Origin of the sequence: Mycobacterium sp. P7213 (genome assembly GCF_900604305.1) — a bacterium.
In the GTDB taxonomy this organism is placed as follows: domain Bacteria; phylum Actinomycetota; class Actinomycetes; order Mycobacteriales; family Mycobacteriaceae; genus Mycobacterium.
Genome location: NZ_UWOA01000049.1, coordinates 1 through 16,522, shown reverse-complemented (window position 1 = coordinate 16,522; position 16,522 = coordinate 1). Strand labels below are relative to the sequence as shown.

At 67.1% G+C, this 16,522-nt stretch carries 17 protein-coding genes; 16 read left to right on the top strand and 1 reads right to left on the bottom strand.

Annotation, left to right across the window (positions count from 1 at the left end; translation table 11 throughout):
- Positions 1-9 precede the first annotated feature (9 nt).
- The 7 genes from priA to EJK91_RS17180 all read left to right on the top strand — a co-directional run bounded on the left by priA (position 10) and on the right by EJK91_RS17180 (position 6,140).
- Complete coding sequence (priA, locus tag EJK91_RS17210; protein ID WP_024443103.1) at positions 10-750, top strand: bifunctional 1-(5-phosphoribosyl)-5-((5-phosphoribosylamino)methylideneamino)imidazole-4-carboxamide isomerase/phosphoribosylanthranilate isomerase PriA; 741 nt, start codon at positions 10-12, stop codon at positions 748-750.
- A 6-nt stretch (positions 751-756) separates the two neighbouring features.
- Positions 757-1,572: an inositol monophosphatase family protein gene (locus EJK91_RS17205; RefSeq protein ID WP_125079529.1), complete on the top strand. Its 816-nt coding sequence runs from the start codon at positions 757-759 to the stop codon at positions 1,570-1,572.
- 172 nt (positions 1,573-1,744) lie between these two features.
- Positions 1,745-2,530: an imidazole glycerol phosphate synthase subunit HisF gene (gene hisF / locus EJK91_RS17200; RefSeq protein ID WP_125079528.1), complete on the top strand. Its 786-nt coding sequence runs from the start codon at positions 1,745-1,747 to the stop codon at positions 2,528-2,530.
- 5 nt (positions 2,531-2,535) lie between these two features.
- Positions 2,536-2,883: a phosphoribosyl-AMP cyclohydrolase gene (gene hisI / locus EJK91_RS17195; RefSeq protein ID WP_046301194.1), complete on the top strand. Its 348-nt coding sequence runs from the start codon at positions 2,536-2,538 to the stop codon at positions 2,881-2,883.
- A gap of 36 nt (positions 2,884-2,919) precedes the next feature.
- On the top strand, positions 2,920-3,699 hold the full coding sequence (locus EJK91_RS17190) for a hypothetical protein (RefSeq protein ID WP_024443099.1): 780 nt from the start codon (positions 2,920-2,922) through the stop codon (positions 3,697-3,699).
- Between the two features lie 177 nt (positions 3,700-3,876).
- Positions 3,877-4,830 carry a hypothetical protein gene (locus EJK91_RS17185; protein WP_046301195.1) on the top strand — a complete coding sequence of 318 codons (954 nt, stop codon included), beginning with the start codon at positions 3,877-3,879 and terminating at the stop codon, positions 4,828-4,830.
- Positions 4,831-5,096: 266 nt separating this feature from the next.
- Positions 5,097-6,140, top strand: a complete 1,044-nt coding sequence (locus tag EJK91_RS17180; protein WP_024443097.1) for a hypothetical protein — start codon at positions 5,097-5,099, stop codon at positions 6,138-6,140.
- A 40-nt stretch (positions 6,141-6,180) separates the two neighbouring features.
- Here EJK91_RS17180 and EJK91_RS17175 read toward each other — a convergent pair whose 3' ends face one another.
- The gene (locus EJK91_RS17175; protein ID WP_024443096.1) at positions 6,181-6,645 is read right to left on the bottom strand and encodes a peroxiredoxin; all 465 of its coding nucleotides are present in this window, start codon (positions 6,643-6,645) and stop codon (positions 6,181-6,183) included.
- A 154-nt stretch (positions 6,646-6,799) separates the two neighbouring features.
- Between EJK91_RS17175 and EJK91_RS17170 the strand changes: the two genes are divergently transcribed.
- From EJK91_RS17170 to EJK91_RS17130, 9 genes are all read left to right on the top strand, one after another.
- The gene (locus EJK91_RS17170) at positions 6,800-8,341 is read left to right on the top strand and encodes an anthranilate synthase component I (RefSeq protein ID WP_125079527.1); all 1,542 of its coding nucleotides are present in this window, start codon (positions 6,800-6,802) and stop codon (positions 8,339-8,341) included.
- Positions 8,334-8,996 (top strand): TIGR02234 family membrane protein, encoded by a 663-nt coding sequence (locus EJK91_RS17165; RefSeq protein WP_046301197.1) that lies wholly within the window; start codon positions 8,334-8,336, stop codon positions 8,994-8,996. The genes EJK91_RS17170 and EJK91_RS17165 overlap by 8 nt, the downstream gene beginning before the upstream one ends.
- Positions 8,997-9,098: 102 nt before the next feature.
- Positions 9,099-9,917: an indole-3-glycerol phosphate synthase TrpC gene (gene trpC / locus EJK91_RS17160; RefSeq protein ID WP_024443093.1), complete on the top strand. Its 819-nt coding sequence runs from the start codon at positions 9,099-9,101 to the stop codon at positions 9,915-9,917.
- Entirely contained in the window at positions 9,918-11,186 is a 1,269-nt protein-coding gene (gene trpB, locus EJK91_RS17155) for a tryptophan synthase subunit beta (protein WP_125079526.1), read from the top strand. It begins immediately after the preceding gene.
- 29 nt (positions 11,187-11,215) lie between these two features.
- Positions 11,216-11,989: a tryptophan synthase subunit alpha gene (trpA, locus tag EJK91_RS17150; protein ID WP_241178729.1), complete on the top strand. Its 774-nt coding sequence runs from the start codon at positions 11,216-11,218 to the stop codon at positions 11,987-11,989.
- A complete protein-coding gene (gene lgt / locus EJK91_RS17145) occupies positions 11,986-13,458 on the top strand; it encodes a prolipoprotein diacylglyceryl transferase (RefSeq protein ID WP_125079524.1) in 1,473 nt (490 codons plus the stop codon). Before trpA ends, lgt begins: the two co-directional genes overlap by 4 nt.
- Positions 13,459-13,503: 45 nt before the next feature.
- Positions 13,504-13,899: an NINE protein gene (locus EJK91_RS17140; RefSeq protein ID WP_125079523.1), complete on the top strand. Its 396-nt coding sequence runs from the start codon at positions 13,504-13,506 to the stop codon at positions 13,897-13,899.
- Positions 13,900-13,990: 91 nt separating this feature from the next.
- Positions 13,991-15,409 (top strand): pyruvate kinase, encoded by a 1,419-nt coding sequence (gene pyk, locus EJK91_RS17135; RefSeq protein ID WP_125079522.1) that lies wholly within the window; start codon positions 13,991-13,993, stop codon positions 15,407-15,409.
- The gene (locus tag EJK91_RS17130) at positions 15,409-16,287 is read left to right on the top strand and encodes an acyl-CoA thioesterase II (protein ID WP_125079521.1); all 879 of its coding nucleotides are present in this window, start codon (positions 15,409-15,411) and stop codon (positions 16,285-16,287) included. The genes pyk and EJK91_RS17130 overlap by 1 nt, the downstream gene beginning before the upstream one ends.
- Positions 16,288-16,522 lie beyond the last annotated feature (235 nt).

The following is a 16,522-nucleotide window of genomic DNA, read 5'->3' as shown; positions in this document are numbered from 1 at the left end:
AACAAGGCGCTGGTTCTGCTGCCGGCCGTCGACGTGGTCGATGGCCGTGCGGTTCGTCTGGTGCAGGGCAAGGCCGGCAGTGAGACCGAGTACGGTTCGGCGCTGGACGCCGCGCTGGGCTGGCAGCGCGACGGCGCGGAATGGATCCACCTGGTCGATCTGGATGCCGCTTTCGGGCGCGGATCGAACCGTGAGCTGCTTGCCGATGTCGTTGGGCGCCTTGATGTGAAGGTCGAATTGTCCGGCGGCATCCGCGACGACGACACGCTGGCGGCGGCGCTGGCCACCGGCTGCGCCCGGGTGAATTTGGGCACAGCGGCCCTGGAGAACCCGCAGTGGTGCGCGCGAGCGATCGCTGAGCACGGCGAGAAGGTCGCGGTCGGGTTGGACGTGCAGATCGACCCCGATCACCCCGACGGCATCCACCGGCTGCGGGGCCGCGGTTGGGAGACCGACGGCGGTGACCTGTGGCCGGTGCTGGAACGTCTTGACCGCGAAGGTTGTTCGCGCTACGTGGTCACCGATGTGACCAAGGACGGCACGCTGGGCGGCCCGAACCTGGAGCTGCTCGGCGCGGTCACTGACCGCACCGACGCCCCGGTGATCGCCTCCGGGGGAGTGTCGAGCCTGGATGACCTCCGGGCGATCGCCACGCTGGTCGGCCGCGGCGTCGAGGGCGCCATCGTCGGCAAGGCGCTCTACGCGGGTCGCTTCACTCTGCCCGAGGCGCTGTCCACGGTGCAGGAGTAGGCCGACATGGCGCTGGACACCGCGGATCTGGGCGCGCTGGTCGCAGCGGCGTCGCGGATCCTCGATGTCGCCGCCGAGCCTTTCCTCGCCGGCCACCGGGCCGACTCTGCGGTCCGCAAGGGCGCCAACGACTTCGCCACCGAGGTCGACCTGGCCTTGGAACGGCAGATCACCGAAGCGCTGGTGGCCGAGACCGGAATCGGGGTGCACGGCGAGGAGTTCGGTGGGCCCCCGATCGATTCGCCGCTGGTGTGGGTGCTCGATCCCATCGACGGGACGTTCAACTACGCCGCCGGATCGCCGATGTCGGCGGTCCTGCTGGGGCTGCTGCGCGACGGTGAGCCGGTCGCGGGGCTGACCTGGCTGCCCTTCGCCGACCAGCGCTACACCGCGGTCGCCGGTGGCCCGCTGATTCGCAACGGGGTGGCGCAGCCGCCACTGAAATCCGTTGACTTGGCCGACTCATTGGTCGGCATCGGCACCTTCAACGTCGAGTGGCGCGGCCGGTTCCCCGGCCGCTACCGACTTGCGGTGCTCGAAGGCCTGACCCGGGTGACCTCGCGGACCCGGATGCACGGCGCCACCGGAATCGACTTGGCCTATGTCGCCGACGGGACCCTCGGCGGGGCGATCAGTTTCGGCGACCACATCTGGGACCACGCTGCCGGTGTGGCCATGGTGCGCGCAGCCGGCGGCATCGTCACCGACCTGGCCGGCGCAGCGTGGACGGCCCGCTCGGATTCGGCACTGGTCGCCGCGCCCGGGGTACACGATCAGATCCTCGAGATCCTCAAGCGAGTCGGCGCACCGGGGGACTACTGAGATGGATAAGCCCAGCGGTTCAGCGAGGCTCGACGCAGGAGAGGCGAAGCTGGGACCGATGCATAAGCACAGCGGTTCAGCGAGGCTCGACGCAGGAGAGGCGAAGCTGGGACCGATGCATAAGCACAGCGGTTCAGCGAGGCTCGACGCAGGAGAGGCGAAGCTGGGACCGATGAATAGGCACAGTGATGTAGCGGTACGGGTCATTCCGTGTCTGGACGTCGACGGCGGCCGCGTCGTCAAGGGCGTCAATTTCGCCAACCTGCGCGATGCCGGCGACCCGGTCGAGCTGGCCGCGGCCTATGACGCCGAGGGAGCCGACGAGCTGACCTTCCTCGATGTGACGGCGTCGTCGTCGGGCCGGGCGACCATGCTCGAGGTCGTCGCACGCACCGCCGACCAGGTGTTCATCCCACTGACCGTCGGCGGCGGAGTACGCACGGTCGCCGACGTCGACGTGTTGCTGCGCGCCGGCGCGGACAAGGTATCGGTGAACACCGCCGCGATCGCGCGCCCGGAACTGTTGGCGGAGCTGTCCCGCCAGTTCGGTTCCCAGTGCATCGTGTTGTCGGTCGACGCCCGTACCGTCCCGGCCGGTTCGCCGCCCACCGCTTCCGGATGGGAGGTCACCACCCACGGTGGCCGGCAGGGCACCGGTATCGACGCGGTCGAGTGGGCGATTCGCGGTGTGGAGCTCGGCGTGGGGGAGATCCTGCTGAACTCGATGGATGCCGACGGAACCAAAGCCGGATTCGATCTGTCGATGCTGCGCGCGGTTCGGGCCGCGGTGAACGTACCGGTGATCGCCAGCGGGGGAGCCGGTGCGGCAGAGCATTTCGCCCCGGCGGTGGGTGCTGGTGCCGATGCGGTCCTGGCCGCCAGCGTCTTTCATTTCCGGGAACTCACCATCGGCCAGGTCAAGGCCGCAATGGCGGCAGAGGGGATCACGGTGCGATGAGTCCGATGTCCCTGGATCCGGCGATCGCGGCGCGACTCAAGCGCAACGCCGACGGGCTGATCGCAGCAGTGGTGCAAGAGCGCGGCAGCGGCGACGTCCTGATGGTCGCCTGGATGGACGACGAGGCGTTGGCCCGCACCCTGGCGACCCGTGAGGCGACGTATTTTTCGCGTTCCCGCAATGAGCAGTGGATCAAGGGCGCGACGTCAGGCCACACCCAGTACGTGCATGCGGTGCGACTGGACTGCGACGGTGACACGTTGCTGCTGACCGTCGATCAAACCGGTGGTGCCTGCCATACCGGTGATCACAGCTGTTTTGACGCGGACGTGTTACTCGGTCCCGCAGATTGATTCGCGCATAGCTGCGTAGCGGTATGCTGGCCGATTGTGAACTCCGACGAGCCTGATGACTGGTACCAGTTGGAGCACGAGCCGCGTCCCAGGGGTTTGGAGTTGGAGCGGCTGTCGCTCCAGATCGACTCGCACTATGCGCAGGGCACCGTTAGCGACATCGAGGCACACATGCCGCGCGACGGATCGCGGATAGTCGCGCTGACAAACCAGCTCAGTGAATCGCAGGCGCACCTGGAGTCCGCGTCGGCGAAGTTCAATGAGTTGGCCTCGGCGATTCCGGGCGACATTGTCGATCTAAGTGATCGGCTGTCCGGCATCCTCAACGGAGCGGTTGCAGAAGCAGACGACATCCGCGCGGAGGCGCAGCACTTCGCGGACGAACTGCGCGCCGCGGCCGAGAACGAAGCCGCGGCGATTCTCGCAGACGCCGAGGCGCAGCGCCGGGAGGCGGCTGAGTTGCGGGCCGAGTTGGAAACCCAGCACAAGCAGCTACGCGCGCAAGCCGCTCACCTGCGGCGACAGGCCGTTCTCAGTGCCGCCGAGATCATGAAGGAAGCCGAGAGCCACGCCTCGGCGATCTTGACCGAGATGAATCAGGCGATCACCAGCCACGTCGCCGACGCCCAACGGCGCTTGGCCGAACTCATCGACGCGCGCGCGAAAATCGTCGGCCAGATAGAGCGCACAACGGGTCAAGTTAATCGCGCGAATCAAGTTAACGCAGAAACTCACGTGAATGCTTCTCTTCAGGCTGATCGCGAATCTGCTTTGTCCGGCCGAGAAACTTGGTTTCGCGAAAATCGCCCGCACTGAACCACTGCGCTGCCATTTGAATCATTGGTGACACCTCCGCGCCTGTCTGCTACGATTCCCCGCGCGGCAGCTATCGTGCAATAGCCGACTTGCTTTCATTAGCAATTACGTTCGGCCAGAAGCCGGGTAGCGCCCGGCAGACGACCAGGTCTTGTCGGGAGAAGGGGTCAGTCGCGGATGCTGGATATTCCTGAATTCGAAACTCAGCTTCGCGGGTTCGATCGCAATGAGGTCGCTGATTACCTTGGTCGGCTTCACCATAGAGTTGAAATTCTGCGCGACCGCACTAAATCCCTGGACTCGGCCAGGGGGCACGCTCGATCCGACTGCGAACGGCTTTCCGCCGAGATCGCGCGGCTGCAGAATGACCTCGCGCAGCGGACTGCCGAGGCCGAGGCAAAGCGTCGGGAACTCATTGCGGAAATGACGCAGCTGCACAGCCAGTTCGAACAGATCACGGCACCGGTCGACACCGTCGAGGGGATGTCGGATCGCATCGCCCGGATGATGCGTATCGCCTCAGAGGAAGCCCGGCGCACCAAGGAACTGGCCCACCAGGAGGCGGAATCGCTGAGCGGGGACCTGCGCAAGCAGCTGATCGCCGCCAGAGCCGACCGGGCGGCCGCCGCCGCGGAACTGGCCGAATTGCAGGCCTCGGCCAACATGCGCCGGACGAAGATCTTGGAGATCGCGACGGCACAAGCCCAGGAGATTCTGCGGCTGGCGCATGAGGAGCGCGACCGCATCGCCGAGGAGACTGAAGAAGCCGAGCGCACCCGCCGTGCGGTGTACCAGCGCCTGGCCGAGGAGGAAGAACGCCACCGCCTGGCAGCGCACGAAACGCTCGACGAGCAATTGAAGCTGGCCTGGGAGGAAGACGAGCGTCACCGCGCTGAGGCGCAGCGTCGGCTGGACCAGAATTTGCGGGCGGCCTGGGAACAGACCGAGGCCGCTATCGCCAAGCTCGAAACGGAGGCGCAGTGGGAGGCTGCGACACTGGTCGCCGCCGCGCAGCACGAAGTCAAGGTGATCAGTGAACGCGCTCAAGCGGAAGTGGATCAGCTGAAGCAGGAGCGCACCGAACTCGTCGGCGACCTGAAGCTGATCAAGAACTGGATCAATACCCGTTAGGGGACCCCACACGGTCGCCGGAACTGGAGTCAACCGCCAATCCCTCAGGACGGCAAATGAGTCCTGATTTCGCGAAGATCGTCCGCGCTTAAGGGGCTTTTCCCCACTGCAAGGCCGGTGACACGCACTTGTGGGTCTGATACGCTCCGTCGCGTGGGGACTGGAGCCAGCATGCCCATTTGGCCTCCCGCACAAGCCAACTCGGTTGAACGCTGGTTGCCCATCGACCCGCAGACCGAACCTGTCAGGTGCTTAGGAGTACGCCGGTGGCACTAGAGATTCCCGAATTCGAAACGCAGATGCGCGGTTTCGATCGCAACGAGGTCTCCGACTACATCGCACGTCTGCACCACGAGATCGATATTCTGCAGGACCGCAGCAAATCCCTGGAAGCAACGAAGTCGCAGACGCTGATCGATCGCGAACAGCTCGTCGCTGAGGTCACCCGGCTGCAGAGCGACGTGGTCCGGATGACCGCCGAGGCAGATTCGGAACGACAACGTCTCACCGCCGAACTGGCCCAACTGCGATCGCAGTTCGAGCAGGTCACCGGTCCGGTGGACTCCGTCGAGGGCATGTCCGATCGCATTGCGCGGATGATGCGCATCGCCTCCGAGGAGGCGCGACGCACCAAGGAACTGGCCCGCCAGGACGCCGAGGCGCTGACCGCGGAACTGCGCGAGCAGTTGGAAGCCGCCAAACACGATCGGGCCGCCGCCAGTGAGGCGCTCTCGGAGTTCCAGGCGTCCACCAACGCCCGCCGGACCAAGATCCTCGAGGCCGCGACCCAGGAAGCCGAGCAGATCCTGCAGATCGCGCACGAGGAGCGCAGCCGTATCGCCCGGGAGATCGAAGAGGCCGAACGCAGCCGCCGCGAGTTGTACCAGCGCCTGGCCGAAGAGGACGAACGCAACCGCCGGGCCGCCCAGGAATCCCTGGACGAGCAGATCAAACTGGCCTGGGAAGAGGACGAGCGCAACCGCCGAGAGGCCCAACACCGCCTGGACCAGAAGATGAAGGCGGCGTGGGAACAGGCCGAGGCCAATATCGCCAAGCTCGACAAAGAGGCCCGGCTGGAGGCGTCCTCCTTGATCGCCGGCACCAAGCGCGAAGCCAAGGTGCTCACCGACCGCACACAGGCCGAAGTGGAACTGCTGAAGCGCGAGCGGGCCGGAATCGTCACCCACCTCAGCGAGATCAGAAACTGGATCGACACCACCGTCGGAGAGAACCGCCACGTGCCCGATCTGCCCGAAGCGCCCGCCGCTGAGATCGCGGACGCGCCCGAAGCAGAGCAGGACGCCGACTAGGGCAGTCAGCCGACTCGTTGGTGCCCGGTGCTACCGCCCGCTAGGCCGACGAGCGCGCCCGCAGCACCTCCAGCGCCTTGTCGGCGTGGGTGTCCATGGAGAATTCGCTGGCGATCACATCCAGCACCGTGCGGTCTGTGTCGATGACGAACGTGGTGCGCTTGACCGGGATGAGCTTGCCCAGCAAGCCGCGCTTGACGCCGAACTGTTGTGCCACCGTGCCTTCGGTGTCGGACAGCAGCGGGTAGTCGAAGCCCTGCTGGTCGGCGAATTTGGCCTGCTTGGCCACCTCGTCGGCGCTGATCCCCACCCGGGTGGCCCCGACCGCGGCGAACTCGCCGGCCAGGTCGCGGAAGTGGCAGGCTTCCTTGGTGCACCCCGGCGTCATGGCGGCCGGATAGAAGAACAGCACCACCGGCCCACCGGCCAGCAGGTCGCTGAGTTTGCACGGCGCCCCGGTCTGGTCGGGGAGCTCGAAGTCGGCCACGGTGTCACCGGTTTTCATGGCGGTCACGCTACTCCGGGTGCGGGTGCGGCGGCGACGGTAGTGGTGAGCGGGCGATGCGGTTGCGCCGGCCCGGCCCCGGCGAGCCGAAGGTGCCCCCAGCGATCGCCAGTGCTGGTTCTGGCGACCCGCCGATGTCTGGGAAGATGGGCGCGTGCAAACCACGAGCACTGCTAAGGCCGGCGTCACATCCCGGGCGGACTTCCGGGCGCTGGCGGCTGAGCACCGCGTGGTCCCGGTGACCCGCAAGGTGCTGGCCGACGCCGAGACACCGCTGTCGGCATACCGCAAGCTGGCCGCCAACCGCCCCGGCACTTTCCTGCTGGAGTCGGCCGAGAACGGCCGGTCGTGGTCGCGGTGGTCGTTCATCGGCGCCGGGACGACGTCGGCGTTGACGGTGCGCGACGGCGCAGCGGTGTGGCTGGGGGCTGCACCGCAGGATGCACCCACCGGCGGGGATCCGTTGCAGGCCCTGCGTCAGACACTGACGCTGCTGGAGACGGCCGCTATCCCCGGGCTGCCGCCGTTGTCAAGCGGCCTGGTGGGTTTCTTCACCTACGACCTGGTGCGTCGCCTGGAGCGGCTGCCCGAACTGGCCGTCGACGACTTGCAGCTGCCCGACATGCTGCTGCTGCTGGCCACCGACATGGCCGCCGTCGACCACCACGAGGGCACCATCACCCTGATCGCCAACGCGGTCAACTGGAACGGCACCGACGAGCGCGTCGATGAGGCCTACGACGACGCGCTCGCCCGCCTCGACGTGATGGCCGCGGCGCTGAGCCAGCCGCTGGAATCCAGCGTCGCCACCTTCGACCGGCCCGACCCGGTCTACCGCGGTCAGCGCACCGCCGAGGAGTACGGGGCGATCGTTGAGCGGCTGGTCGGCGAGATCGAGGCCGGCGAGGCGTTCCAGGTGGTTCCCTCGCAGCGTTTCGAGATGACCACGCCGGCGGACCCCCTCGATGTCTACCGGATGCTGCGGGTGTCCAATCCGAGCCCGTACATGTACCTGCTGCAGGTGCCCGACGACGACGGGGGACTGGCCTTCTCGATCGTGGGTTCCAGCCCGGAAGCGCTGGTGACCGTCCAGGACGGCCGCGCGACCACCCACCCGATCGCCGGAACCCGGTGGCGGGGGGCGACCGAGGATGAAGACCAGCTGCTGGCCAAGGACCTGTTGAACGACGAGAAGGAGCTCGCCGAGCACCTGATGCTGGTCGATCTGGGCCGCAACGACCTGGGCCGGGTGTGTGTTCCGGGAACCGTGCGGGTCGCTGATTACAGCCACATCGAGCGCTACAGCCACGTCATGCACCTGGTGTCCACCGTCACCGGAGAGCTCGCCGTCGACCGGACCGCGCTGGACGCCGTGACCGCGTGCTTCCCGGCGGGCACCTTGTCCGGGGCACCCAAGGTGCGCGCGATGGAGCTGATCGAGGAGGTCGAGAAGACCCGGCGCGGCCTCTACGGCGGCGTCGTCGGCTATCTGGACTTCGCCGGCAACGCCGACTTCGCGATCGCGATCCGCACGGCGTTGATGCGGAGCGGCACCGCCTACGTCCAGGCGGGCGGCGGAGTGGTCGCCGACTCCAACGGGCCCTACGAATACACCGAGGCATCCAACAAGGCTCGGGCCGTGCTGGCCGCCATCGCCGCCGCCGAGACACTGGCAGCGCCCGGGACCGATGGCTGACGGTCGCGAACGCAACGACACTCGCGCGCTGCGCGGGGCACAACTGCTGCTGGTGGCGGCCGCCGGAGTTCTCTGGGGCGCCGCACGGCTGCCGTGGGTCCTGATCCGCTCGTTCGACGGACTCGGGCAGCCCAAGCAGATCACCCTCACCGGCGCGTCCTGGTCGACAGCGCTGCTGCCTCTGGCGCTGCTGTGCCTGGCCGCCGCCGTCGCGGCGATGGCGGTGCGCGGGTGGCAGCTGCGGGTGCTGGCGGTGGTGCTGGCTGCGGTGAGTCTGGCGTGCGGTTATCTGGCCGCCAGCATGTGGGCGGCCCGCGACGTCACCCTGCGGGCCCTGGACATCGCCGAGATTCCGCTGACCTCACTGCTGGGCACCGAGCGCCGTCTGAGCGGGGCCGCGTTGAGCATGGTCGCCGCCGTGGGTGTCCTGGCTGCGGCGGTGCTGCTGATGCGCGTCGCCGCACACAGCGCCGGCCGGGTGACCAAGTACTCGGCACCTGCGGAGCGGCGCGCGGCGGCACGTGACGTCGCGGCGGGCGAGCGCGCCGACCCGGGTGGCCCGCAGCTCTCGGAACGCATGATGTGGGACGCCCTCGACGAGGGCCGTGACCCCACCGGGGATGCAGATGATGGGGCGCCGGACCCCGACGGCTAGGTGTTCTTGACGGGCCGGTGACACCGCGGACAGCGACGGTCGTTACCCTTCATAAAGGTCTTCGACGAAAGTCCACTGGACGCGGGAGAGGAAGCGGCAGTCATGAGTTCGGCATCCGTTCTCGACTCCATCATCGAGGGAGTCTGCGCCGACCTTGCCGCCCGAGAGGCCCTCGTCCCGCTCGCGGAAGTCAAGGCAGCGGCCGAGGCCATGCCAGCGCCACGGGACGTGATGGCAGCGCTGCGTGAGCCCGGCATCGCGGTCATCGCCGAGGTGAAGCGCGCCAGTCCGTCCAAAGGCCAACTGGCGCCCATCGCCGACCCGGCAGAGCTGGCCGGCTCCTACGCCGACGGCGGGGCCCGCGCGATCAGCGTGCTGACCGAGCAGCGCCGGTTCAACGGCTCGCTGGCCGACCTGGACGCGGTACGTGCCGCGGTGTCGGTTCCGGTGCTGCGCAAGGACTTCATCGTGCGGCCGTACCAGATTCACGAGGCCCGCGCCCACGGCGCAGACATGCTGCTGCTGATCGTGGCGGCGCTTGAACAACAGGCATTGGAATCCCTGCTGGACCGCACCGAGTCGCTCGGCATGACCGCACTGGTCGAGGTGCATACCGAAGAAGAGGCCGACCGCGCATTGACCGCCGGCGCCAAGGTGATCGGTGTCAATGCGCGTGATCTGACCACGCTGGAGGTCGACCGCGACTGTTTCGCGCGGATCGCGCCCGGACTGCCCACCGAGGTGGTCAAGATCGCCGAGTCCGGGGTGCGGGGCACCGCGGACCTGCTGGCCTACGCCGGTGCCGGTGCGGACGCTGTCCTGGTCGGCGAGGGACTCGTCACCAGTGGCGACCCGCGGGCGGCCGTTGCCGATTTGGTCAGTGCGGGTAAGCATCCGTCCTGCCCGAAGCCGGCTCGCTAAATGTCAGACACCACGCACCCGATTATTCCGCGTGCCAGCGCCGGAGTGGCTGAGCCGTCCGCACATGATCCCGATGCCCGCGGGCATTTCGGCGTCTATGGGGGCCGCTACGTCGCCGAAGCGCTGATGGCCGTCATCGAAGAGGTCACCGCCGCCTACGACAAAGTGCGCAACGACCGGGAATTCCTGGACACCCTCGACGACCTGCAGACGCACTACACCGGCCGACCCTCACCGCTGTATGAGGCCGAGCGTCTGACCGCACACGCCGGCGGGGCCCGCATCTTCTTGAAGCGAGAGGACCTGAACCACACCGGTTCTCACAAGATCAACAACGTGCTCGGCCAGGCACTGCTGGCCCGACACATGGGCAAGACCCGGGTGATCGCCGAGACCGGCGCCGGTCAGCACGGGGTCGCCACGGCCACCGCCTGCGCCTTGCTCGGCCTGGAATGCGTGATCTACATGGGTGCCGTCGATACTCGCCGACAGGCGCTCAACGTGGCACGGATGCGACTGCTGGGCGCCGAGGTGGTCTCCGTCGAATCCGGTTCGCAGACCCTCAAGGACGCCATCAACGAGGCCTTCCGGGACTGGGTCACCAACGCCGACCGCACCTACTACTGTTTCGGCACCGCGGCCGGGCCGCACCCGTTCCCGGCCATGGTGCGCGACTTCCAGCGGATCGTCGGCCTGGAGACGCGAGTTCAGATCCAACAGATGGCGGGCCGACTGCCTGACGCCGTGGTGGCGTGTGTGGGCGGCGGGTCGAACGCCATCGGCATCTTCCACGCGTTCCTCGACGATCCCGCGGTCCGGCTGATCGGATTCGAGGCCGGCGGCGACGGCGTCGACACCGGCCGGCACGCCGCGACATTCGCCGGCGGAACCCCGGGCGCCTTCCAGGGATCGTTCTCCTACCTGTTGCAGGACGACGACGGTCAGACCATCGAGTCGCACTCGATCTCGGCCGGGCTGGACTACCCGGGGGTGGGCCCCGAGCACGCCTGGCTGCGTGAAACCGGACGCGCCGAGTATCGCCCGATCACCGACGGCGAAGCAATGGACGCGTTCGGAATCCTTTGCCGCACTGAAGGAATCATCCCGGCAATCGAGTCAGCACATGCGGTGGCCGGTGCGCTCAAGCTGGCGACCGAGCTGGGGCCCGGCAAGGTCATCGTGGTCAACGTGTCCGGCCGCGGCGACAAGGACGTGGAAACCGCCGCCAAGTGGTTCGGTCTGTTCGACGAGGCAGGAGACGCGTCGTGAGCGGCCACGCCGGCGACCGGCTGGCCCCGATGTTCACCGCGTGCCGCGCCGAAGGCCGCGCTGCGCTGATCGGCTACCTGCCGACCGGCTACCCGGACGTGCCGGGCTCCATCGCCGCGTTCACCACCCTGGTCGAATCCGGTTGTGACCTCATCGAAGTCGGTGTGCCTTATTCCGATCCGGGAATGGACGGCCCGACCATCGCACGCGCCACCGAGACTGCTCTGCAGGGCGGGGTGCGGGTACGCGACACGCTGACCGCGGTCGAGGCCATCACCAAGGCCGGCGGACGAGCCGTGGTGATGACCTACTGGAACCCGGTGCTGCGCTATGGCGTCGACGCGTTCGCTCGCGATCTGGCGTCGGCCGGCGGACTGGGTCTGATCACCCCCGACCTGATAGTCGACGAAGCAGATGACTGGATGGCCGCCTCCGAGCAGCACGCGCTGGATCGGATCTTCCTGGTCGCCCCTTCCTCGACCCCGCAGCGACTGTCCGAGACCGTCAAAGCGACCAGCGGATTCGTCTACGCCGCCTCCACGATGGGCGTCACCGGCGCCCGCAACACGGTGTCGAACGCGGCGCCGGAACTGGTGGCCAGGGTGCGTGAGGTCTCCGACATCCCGGTCGGTGTCGGGCTAGGGGTGCGCTCGGGCGCACAGGCCGCCGAGATCGGCGCCTACACCGACGGTGTCATCGTCGGTTCGGCGCTGGTCAGCGCGCTAGCCGATGGCCTGGCCGCGCTTAGGACGTTGACGCAAGAGCTCGCCTCCGGTGTGCGTCAAAAGGTTTCGATGCAATGACGTTGGACTGGCTCACCTATTTTCCCAGTCCTGCGCGCGGTGTCTGGCACCTCGGACCGGTGCCGATCCGGGCCTACGCACTGTGCATCATCATCGGCATCGTCGCCGCCCTGGTGCTCGGTGATCGCCGGTGGCGGGCCCGTGGCGGCGAGCCGGGCGTCATCTATGACATCGCGCTGTGGGCGGTGCCGTTCGGGCTGATCGGTGGCCGGCTCTATCACTTGATGACCGACTGGCGGACCTACTTCGGCGAGGGCGGCGTCGGATGGGAAGCGACGCCGCGGATCTGGGACGGCGGCCTGGGGATCTGGGGCGCGGTAGCGCTCGGTGGGGTCGGCGCGTGGATCGGATGTCGCCGCCGCGGGATCTCCCTGCCGGCGTTCGGCGATGCCGTCGCACCCGGAATCGTCCTGGCACAGGCGATCGGGCGCATCGGGAACTACTTCAATCAGGAGCTCTACGGCCACGAGACCACGCTGCCGTGGGGTCTGGAGATCTTCTGGCGCCAAGACGCCACCGGGGTCCGCGACCCGCACCTACTCGACGGCGTATCGACCGGTGAGCTCTACAAGATCGTGCAACCCACGTTCTTGTACGAATTGTTGTGGAACCTCGTGGTTTTCCTCGTGCTCATCTACGTCGACCGACGGTTCCGGATGGGTCACGGACGGTTGTTCGCCCTCTACGTCGCCGGCTACTGCATCGGCCGGTTCGGCATCGAGCTGCTCCGTGACGATGCAGCGACTCACATCGCCGGAATCCGGGTCAACTCGTTCACGTCGACGTTCGTCTTCATCGGTGCGGTGGTGTACATCCTGCTCGCAACCAAGGGGCGCGAGGACCCCGAAGCCATCCGTCGAGCATGGCAACCCGACGAAGCCGCCGACCGGGACGCTGCCGCAGTGGCAGAGCCCGAAGTCGAGTCGGACGAAGAGCACGCAGAGTCCGCCGACAAAGAGCTGATGGCGGCCGGCGTCGCAAACGGTGTCGGCTCGGTGGTCCGGGTGCCGAAAAGGCTTACCGGCGAAGCCGAATTGGCAGAGGCTGACGCTGATGACGATGCCGAGGCCGCGGATGAGCCGGAGTCGGTGGTCGGCGAGTCGGATGCCGTGGCCGACGCCGAGGCCGACGAGGAAGMCGCCATTGCGGACACCGACGAAGCCGAGGAGCAAGACGACACCGAGGATTCCGAGGAACCGAAGGTAGTCCCAGAGGACGCGGCCGAGGAGTCTGCCGAACCCGAACCCGGGCCCGAACCGGAGGCGGTGGCCGACGAAGACGAGCCGGCTGACTCCGAGCCGGACAGTGACGACGGTACGGCCGCTGAGGACTCGGGCGGCGACGTCGTCGACGAATCCGACAACTCAGATGAAGCCGAACAACCCGACGAACCCGTTGACGAGGCCGCCGACGAACCGGCAGCCGACTCGGACGACTCAACCGACCCAGACGACCCGGTTCAGTCCTGACCGCGGGCCCACCGCCGCATCCGGCATTTCTGGCATGCTCAAGAGATGACCGTTCCCTCGTGGCCCCCACCGGGGCCGCAGGGCGGGGGACAGCCCCACCCGCCACCGCCGGGCTACCCCGTGCCGTATCCGGGCTACGCGGAGGCATGGGCGCCCCACGGACGTCATCCCAGGACGGGCCAGCCCTATTCGCCGAAGTCGAAAGTCACCGCCGCACTGTTGCAGTTGCTGGGGTTCTTCGGCTTTCTCGGGTTCGGACGCATATATCTGGGCCAAACCGGGCTGGGCCTGGTCCAGCTGTTGATCGGTGTGTTGGCCACCATCACGACCTACGGGTTGGGCCTCGTCGTGCCGCTCGTCTGGGGCATCGTCGACGCGATCCTGATGCTGAGCGGGCGGGTGGACGACAAGCAGGGTCGACCGCTGCGCGATGGCAGCTGAACCACCGCCGCACCCCTGCGTCACAAGGATTTTCGTTGGCCGCAACCATTCCTGAGGGAGTCGGCTCAGCCGGTCCGACTATGCTGGTGCCGTGAATAGACGCGGAAAGATCGTCTGCACTCTTGGTCCCGTGACCCACTCCGCGGAGATGGTCCGGGCACTCGTCGACGCGGGCATGGACGTGGCCCGCCTGAACTTCAGCCACGGCGATCACAAAGACCACCAGGCTTCCTACGAGTGGGTGCGCGCTGCTTCGGATGCCACCGGGCGGGCAGTCGGTGTGCTGGCCGACCTGCAGGGCCCCAAGATCCGGTTGGGGCGTTTCGCCGACGGCCCCGTCTATTGGGCCAACGGTGAGACGGTGCGGATCACCGTCGAAGACTGCCCCGGCGACCACGACCGGGTGTCGACCACCTACAAGAAGCTGGCCGCTGATGCAGCTCCGGGTGACCGGGTGCTGGTCGACGACGGCAAGGTCGGACTGGTGGTGGAGCACATCGACGGCGATGACGTGGTCTGCACGGTCACCGAAGGCGGTCCGGTCAGCAACCACAAGGGGATTTCGCTGCCCGGCATGAAGGTCTCCGCGCCGGCGCTGTCGGAGAAGGACATCGAGGACCTGGAGTTCGCGCTGGAGCTCGGCGTCGACATCGTGGCGCTGTCGTTCGTGCGCTCGCCGGCGGACGTGGAACTGGTGCACGAGGTGATGGACCGGGTCGGCCGTCGCGTCCCGGTGGTCGCCAAGATGGAGAAGCCGGAGGCCATCGAGAATCTCGAGGCCGTGGTCCTGGCCTTCGACGCCGTCATGGTGGCCCGCGGTGACCTGGGCGTGGAACTGGCGCTCGAAGAGGTGCCGCTGGTGCAGAAGCGGGTCATCCAGGTGGCACGCGAGAACGCGCGTCCGGTGATCGTGGCCACCCAGATGCTGGAATCGATGATCGAGAACTTCCGGCCCACTCGTGCGGAGGCCTCCGACGTGGCCAACGCCGTACTCGACGGCGCTGACGCAGTGATGCTGTCGGGGGAGACCGCCGTGGGCAAGCACGCTCTCGCTGCCGTGCGCACCATGAGCCGGATCATCTGTGCGGTGGAGCAGAACTCCACGGCGGCACCGCCGTTGACGCACGCTCCGCGCACCAAGCGGGGCGTGATCTCGTTCGCCGCACGCGAGATCGGTGAACGCCTGGACGCCAAGGCATTGGTGGCGTTCACCCAATCGGGTGACACCGTACGACGGCTGGCCCGGTTGCACACGCCGCTGCCGTTGTTGGCGTTCACCGCGCGCCCCGAGATTCGCAGTCAGTTGGCGATGACCTGGGGAACCGAGACCTTCATCGTCCCGCAGGCACACACCACCGACGGAATGATCCGCCAGGTGGACAAGGCACTGCTCGATCTGGGTCGTTACGAGCGCGGTGATCTGATGGTCATCGTCGCGGGCGCCCCACCGGGAACCGAGGGCTCCACCAACATGATCCACGTGCACCGACTCGGGGAGGACGACATCTAGTGCCGGCCGAGCCGAACACGGATCTCGAGGAACTGCTGACCGTACTGGATCTCAAAAGTGTCGGCGACGACGCCTTCGTCGGATCGCACCCGAGCAAGACGCCGCTACGCACCTTCGGCGGCCAATTGATGGCCCAGTCATTCGTGGCCGCCAGCCGTACCGTCGCCGAGCACCTGCCGCCCGGTGCGTTGTCAGTCCACTTCATCAACGGTGGTGATCCGGCCCGCGACATCGAATTCCGGGTGCACCGACTCCGCGACGAACGCCGGTTCGCCAATCGCCGGGTCGACGCGCTGCAAGGTGACACCTTGATCGCCACGTCGATGGTCTCCTACCTCTCTGGAGGTAGCGGGCTGGAGCACAGCGTCGAGGCGCCCACGGTCACCGAGCCCGAGTCGTTGCCGCGGTTACGCGAACTGCTCAACGGCTACGAGGAAGTGGTCCCTGGCTTCGTCAAGGCCCCGCACCCGATCGAGTGGCGCTACACCAACGATCCAGCCTGGGTGATGCGCGACAAGGGTGGACGACTGAGCCACAACCGGGTCTGGGTCAAGGCCGACGGGACGATCCCCGACGACCCGGTCCTGCACACCGCGATGTTGGTCTATTCGTCGGACACCACGGTGCTCGACTCGATCATCACCACCCATGGGCTGTCCTGGGGCTACGACCGGATCTTTGCGGCCAGCGCCAACCACACGCTGTGGTTTCACCGGCCGATCCGGTTCGACGACTGGGTGCTGTATGCGACGTCGTCACCGGTGGCAGCCGACTCCCGGGGGTTGGGCACCGGACACTTCTTCGACCGATCTGGGCAACTGCTGGCCACCGTCACGCAAGAAGGCGTGCTGAAGTACTTCCCCAGCACTGATATGTAGGGATGTTTGTCAAGTCCCAGGGTGAAGCGGCGGCCACGACCGTCGTCATGGCCGCCGCTTCGTGACCAGGTGAATGTGGGTTGTCGAGCGTGTCGTATCGACGCGTATCAAGTCTGATATTCGCGGGTTGGTTACCGCAGGACGGGACTTTCGAGTCGGAGTTGGCCGCTATCTAAGGTCGAGCGTAATGCGTTGCAGGGCAGCGACATCGTTCATAGCGCAGCCGCGGGTCACT

Bases quoted from the DNA above. Each gene is read 5' to 3' on its own strand.
- EJK91_RS17205 (WP_125079529.1), top strand. From the start codon at position 757: ATGGCGCTGGACACCGCGGATCTGGGCGCGCTGGTCGCAGCGGCGTCG.
- hisF (WP_125079528.1), top strand. From the start codon at position 1,745: ATGAATAGGCACAGTGATGTAGCGGTACGGGTCATTCCGTGTCTGGAC.
- hisI (WP_046301194.1), top strand. From the start codon at position 2,536: ATGTCCCTGGATCCGGCGATCGCGGCGCGACTCAAGCGCAACGCCGAC.
- EJK91_RS17185 (WP_046301195.1), top strand. From the start codon at position 3,877: ATGCTGGATATTCCTGAATTCGAAACTCAGCTTCGCGGGTTCGATCGC.
- EJK91_RS17175 (WP_024443096.1), bottom strand. From the start codon at position 6,645: ATGAAAACCGGTGACACCGTGGCCGACTTCGAGCTCCCCGACCAGACC.
- EJK91_RS17165 (WP_046301197.1), top strand. From the start codon at position 8,334: ATGGCTGACGGTCGCGAACGCAACGACACTCGCGCGCTGCGCGGGGCA.
- trpC (WP_024443093.1), top strand. From the start codon at position 9,099: ATGAGTTCGGCATCCGTTCTCGACTCCATCATCGAGGGAGTCTGCGCC.
- trpB (WP_125079526.1), top strand. From the start codon at position 9,918: ATGTCAGACACCACGCACCCGATTATTCCGCGTGCCAGCGCCGGAGTG.
- trpA (WP_241178729.1), top strand. From the start codon at position 11,216: ATGTTCACCGCGTGCCGCGCCGAAGGCCGCGCTGCGCTGATCGGCTAC.
- EJK91_RS17140 (WP_125079523.1), top strand. From the start codon at position 13,504: ATGACCGTTCCCTCGTGGCCCCCACCGGGGCCGCAGGGCGGGGGACAG.